Genomic DNA, 4,458 nt, shown 5'->3' with positions numbered 1-4,458 from the left:
ACGCGGCCGTGCTGGCCTTGCTCGCCGACGGCGAGGCCTGGTCGAGCTCGGCCCTGGCGCTGGCGCTCGGAACCGGCCAGCGCAGCGTGCAGAGGGCGCTGGAGCCGCTCGCCGAGACCGGCAAGGTGCAGTCTTTCGGCCACGGCAGGGCGCGCCGCTGGATGACGCCGCCGGTGGCGGGTTTCACGACCACCTTGTTACTCCCGGCGCCGCTCCCGCAAGGGTAGGAAGGGATGAACGACCACAATCGAGGACAAAGACATGAAACATTCAGCGGCCGAAATCCTGCGCGAATACGGACCCTTTCCGGGGGTGAACAGCGTGCATGGCGTGAGTTTTGACGGCAACAATGTCTGGTTTGCCTCGGGCGACAGGCTGAATGCCTTCGATCCGCAGAGCGGGCAGGCGTTGCGTTCGATCGATGTCGCGGCCCATGCCGGCACTGCCTATGACGGCAAGCACTTCTTCCAGCTCGCCAATGATAGCATCCATAAGATCGACCCGGATACCGGGGCGGTTCTGGCCACCATTCCCGCGCCCGGCGGCGGCCGCGACTCCGGGCTGACCTGGGCCGAAGGGACGCTCTGGGTGGGGCAGTACCGCGAGCGCAAGATCCACCAGATCGACCCGGAGACCGGGACGATCCTGCGCACCATCGAATCCAACCGCTTCGTCACCGGGGTAACCTGGGTGGATGGCGAGCTGTGGCACGCCACCTGGGAAGGCGACGAGAGCGATTTGCGCCGTGTCGACCCACAAACCGGCAAGGTTCTGGAGACGCTCGGCATGCCGGCCGGCATGGGGGTCTCGGGGCTGGAATCCGATGGCGGCGATCGCCTGTTCTGCGGCAGCACATCCGCCGGCGTGGTGCGGGCGGTGCGCCGGCCGAAATGAGCCGGGTGCTCTGACGGAGACAACCGGCACCTTCAGGTCCGTGCCGGGAATTTTGTCCGCCGACGACTGGCCGTTGTCCAGGGAGGTCCCTAGATAGGCTGCGTTGGGCGACCGCCCGGACATTTCTTCGCAAAGGACCTGACCATGCCAGAACAGATCACATTGAACGATGGTGCCGCCATTCCACAGCTTGGCCTTGGCGTCTGGCAGGTCGATGCCGGCATCACCGCGCAAGTGGTAGGCTGGGCAATCAAGGCGGGTTACCGGCTGATCGACACAGCCGAAGGCTACCAGAACGAGGAGGGGGTCGGCGAGGCGATCCGCGCTTCCGATGTGGCGAGAAGCGAGCTGTTCATCACCTCGAAGCTGCGCAACGGCGCCCACCCGCGCGACGCGGCTCTCACGGCCTTCGACGACACGATGAAGAAGCTCGGCATCGAGCAGCTCGACCTGTTCCTGATCCACTGGCCGGTGCCCAGCCAGGACAAATATGTCGAGGCGTGGAAGACCCTCATCGAACTCAAAAAGGCCGGCCGCATCAAGTCGATCGGCGTTTCGAATTTCAACCAGGACCATCTGGAGCGCATCATCGGCGAGACGGGCGTGACGCCCGTCGTCAACCAGATCGAATTGCATCCGCGCTTCCAGCAACGCGCGCTCAGGGATTTCCATGCCGAGCATAACATCCACACCGAAAGCTGGAGCCCGCTGGGCAGCGGCCGTCTGCTCAGCGACCCGACCATCGCGAGCATCGCCAACAAGCACGGCAAATCCGCCGCGCAGACGATGATCCGCTGGCACCTCCAGGAAGGGCTGATCGTGATCCCGAAGTCTATCCACCAGGATCGCGTCGCGGCGAATTTCGATGTCTTCGATTTCGAACTCGACGCGCAGGACCTGGAGACGATCCGGGGCATGGATTCGGCTGACGGCCGCAACGGACCGAACCCCGCCACGGCGGCGTTTTTGTTTTAAAAGTTTGACCTGAAGGAGCCGGCGGCGAAGCGGCCAATCTCCCCCCAAGTGGGGGAGATGCCCGACAGGGCAGAGGGGCGCGCTGTTCCGCCGGCATATCAGTTTGTGCCGCCCAAACCAGCAGCGATGACAATATGTTGGCAGACATTGTCGATGTCGAGAATCACATCGTCGTTGCAGAACCGCAGCACGCTCCAGCCGTCCTGTTCCAGACGCATGGACCTTGAAGTTTGCGCCCTACGGCGCCCCCCTCTGTCCTGCCGGACATCTCCCCCACGAGGAGGGAGATTGGCAGCTTCGCCCTTTGTGCTAAATCCCGGACCCGTCCAATTGCTGTGCATCTTCGCCTTCCCAGGGGGCCGGCATCGAGCCGCCGCGGCTGAGATTGGCGGAGGGCAGGGGCATCCAGCATTTGAGTTCCGGCTCGGCGTATTCGACGACGCGGCCCGGCGAGGAATCCGATGCGCGCCAGCCTTCGCCGGCGAACTGGTCGCCGCGTGCCCAGTAGGCGAGGTCGACTTCGGCCGGCCCCTGTTCGGACGGGCGGACCGTGACCAGGATCCGGCTGCCGTCCTTGGGCGCCGTCGACATGTGGCGCCACCGTTCGGGCTCGTCCATCGCATTTCCTCCTGCCTTGGTACGAGATGAAGTGTCGCCTCGCCATCGGAGGCGGTCAACCCAAACTTTGTAGGATTATACCCTGCACAGCCGTCCTGGGTCTGGCGATACTCGCCAGGACAGGGAGAGCATATGAGTGACGAGATCGAGCCGATGGCGGCCGGAGGCGAAATGAAACTCTACTTCAGCCGCAATCCCAATCCGCGCCTGGCGGTCGCGGTTGCGCGTTACCTCAAGGCTGATGTGACCTACGAATTCGCCTCACCCTTCGCGCCGGGGCAAGCGGAGCGATTCCGGCCGCTCAATCCCAATCTTTCCCTGCCGATACTGGCGTGGCCGGGCGGCAGTCTGTGGGAAGCGGACGCCATCGCTTGCCGGCTGTCGCGCGACGTCGGATCGGATTTCTGGCGCACCGGCAATGACGAGCCCGAGATGATCCGCTGGCTAAGTTGGGGCAAGGAAAACTTCGCCAGGGCCTGCGACATGGTGCATTTCGAGCGTGGCACCAAGCAGCGCTATCATTTGGGCCCAATCGATCGCCAACTGGTCGAGGAGGGGCTGAAGCTGTTTCACACGATGGCGGCGATCCTGCAGGCGGCGCTGGCCGGGCGGCAATGGCTGGTCGGGGCCCGGGTCTCCTACGCCGATTTCCGCATGGCGACGTTCCTGCCGTTCAACGATGTCGGCGGCCTGCCGCTCGGTGATTATCCCGTGCTTGCCGGCTGGTATCGCCGGCTCGAAGCGATCGAAGCCTGGCGCGACCCGTTCAACGGGCTGGATGCACCGCCCTTGCCGCCGGTGCCGCGGCAGGGTGATGGCTGGAACTGACGACCGGCGTATACACAAAGGAAACTTGAAAACGCCGGTCGCCGGGCGGGGGTTGGGACGCACCACGTTGGGGCGCGATGCAAAGTCAGGCTACGCGGATGTCCGGCATCTTCAATTTGAACACCGGCGCATGGTGAACAACCGGTTACTATCCACAGGCTCCATCCCGCAAACGGCATCTCTCGCGGCTGTGCGCAACGTCGGCCTGCCGGCCATCGGTGCTCGACGGGCCATGCTCCGGTTGATAAGCCCGTCTGCGAAGGAGCTGATGAGTCTGGCATGACCGTTGCGATCGAGATGGGAAACACGACGGCGGGCGCCCCGGCGACGCTCGATCTCGAGGAGCTGCTGGCGACCCGGCTTCTGGTGCAGGGCAATTCGGGCTCCGGCAAGTCGCACCTCCTGCGCCGGCTGCTGGAGCAGAGCGCGCCCTGGGTGCAGCAGACCATCGTCGACCCGGAAGGCGACTTCGTGTCGCTGGGCGACCGCTACGGCCATCTGGTGATCGATGCCGAGGAGCATACCGAGCGCGGCTTGCAGGCCGCCGGGGAGCGGGCGCGCATCCACCGCGTCTCGACCGTGCTCAATCTCGAAGGGCTCGACGCCGAGAACCAGATGCGGCGCGCCGCCGCCTTCCTCGGCGGGCTGTTCGAGGTCGCCCGCGACCACTGGTATCCGATGCTGGTGGTGGTGGACGAGGCGCAGTTGTTCGCGCCGGCCGTGGCCGGCGAGGTTTCGGACGAAGCGCGCAAACTATCGCTCGGCGCCATGACCAACCTGATGTGCCGTGGCCGCAAGCGAGGCCTGGCCGGCATCATCGCCACGCAGCGGCTGGCCAAGCTCGCCAAGAACGTCGCCGCCGAGGCCTCCAATTTCCTCATGGGCCGCACCTTTCTCGACATCGACATGGCGCGCGCCGCCGACCTTCTGGGCATGGAGCGGCGGCAGGCCGAGGCTTTCCGAGACCTGGAGCGCGGGCAGTTCATGGCGTTGGGTCCGGCACTGTCGCGCCGGCCGCTCGGCCTGCGCATCGGCCCGACCGATACCAGCCCCCGCAACGGCACGCCACGGTTGATGCCGCTGCCGGAATCCGCGCTTGAGGATGCCCGCGCCATCATCCTGGCCGCCCCGCCGCCCGAAACG

5 protein-coding genes and 2 pseudogenes are annotated in these 4,458 nt (G+C 65.3%); 5 read left to right on the top strand and 2 right to left on the bottom strand.

Annotated elements, in window-relative coordinates:
- The 3 genes and pseudogenes from X743_RS1000000173865 to X743_RS137820 form a co-directional block, all read left to right on the top strand.
- Nucleotides 1-227: pseudogene (locus X743_RS1000000173865) on the top strand (helix-turn-helix transcriptional regulator); the annotation flags it as partial.
- Between the two features lie 34 nt (nt 228-261).
- A complete protein-coding gene (locus X743_RS137815) occupies nt 262-894 on the top strand; it encodes a PQQ-binding-like beta-propeller repeat protein (protein ID WP_023769467.1) in 633 nt (210 codons plus the stop codon).
- A gap of 144 nt (nt 895-1,038) precedes the next feature.
- Nucleotides 1,039-1,869, top strand: coding sequence for an aldo/keto reductase (locus X743_RS137820; RefSeq protein ID WP_023769466.1), 831 nt, complete (start codon nt 1,039-1,041; stop codon nt 1,867-1,869).
- Nucleotides 1,870-1,967: 98 nt separating this feature from the next.
- Here X743_RS137820 and X743_RS1000000173860 read toward each other — a convergent pair.
- A pseudogene (locus tag X743_RS1000000173860) lies at nt 1,968-2,096 on the bottom strand (DUF559 domain-containing protein); the annotation flags it as partial.
- Between the two features lie 82 nt (nt 2,097-2,178).
- Nucleotides 2,179-2,487 carry a hypothetical protein gene (locus X743_RS137825; protein ID WP_013894419.1) on the bottom strand — a complete coding sequence of 103 codons (309 nt, stop codon included), beginning with the start codon at nt 2,485-2,487 and terminating at the stop codon, nt 2,179-2,181.
- Between the two features lie 171 nt (nt 2,488-2,658).
- Between X743_RS137825 and X743_RS137830 the strand changes: the two genes are divergently transcribed.
- A complete protein-coding gene (locus tag X743_RS137830) occupies nt 2,659-3,315 on the top strand; it encodes a glutathione S-transferase family protein (protein ID WP_031258878.1) in 657 nt (218 codons plus the stop codon).
- A gap of 279 nt (nt 3,316-3,594) precedes the next feature.
- Nucleotides 3,595-4,458 (top strand): ATP-binding protein (locus tag X743_RS137835; RefSeq protein WP_031258877.1); only part of this gene is annotated, 864 nt, incomplete at its 3' end.

The sequence above is a fragment of the Mesorhizobium sp. LNHC232B00 genome, assembly GCF_000502435.1.
Classification (GTDB): Bacteria; Pseudomonadota; Alphaproteobacteria; order Rhizobiales; family Rhizobiaceae; genus Mesorhizobium; species Mesorhizobium opportunistum.
The sequence above is the reverse complement of the archived record's forward strand: the minus strand, read 5'-3'. Positions and strand labels throughout refer to the sequence as shown.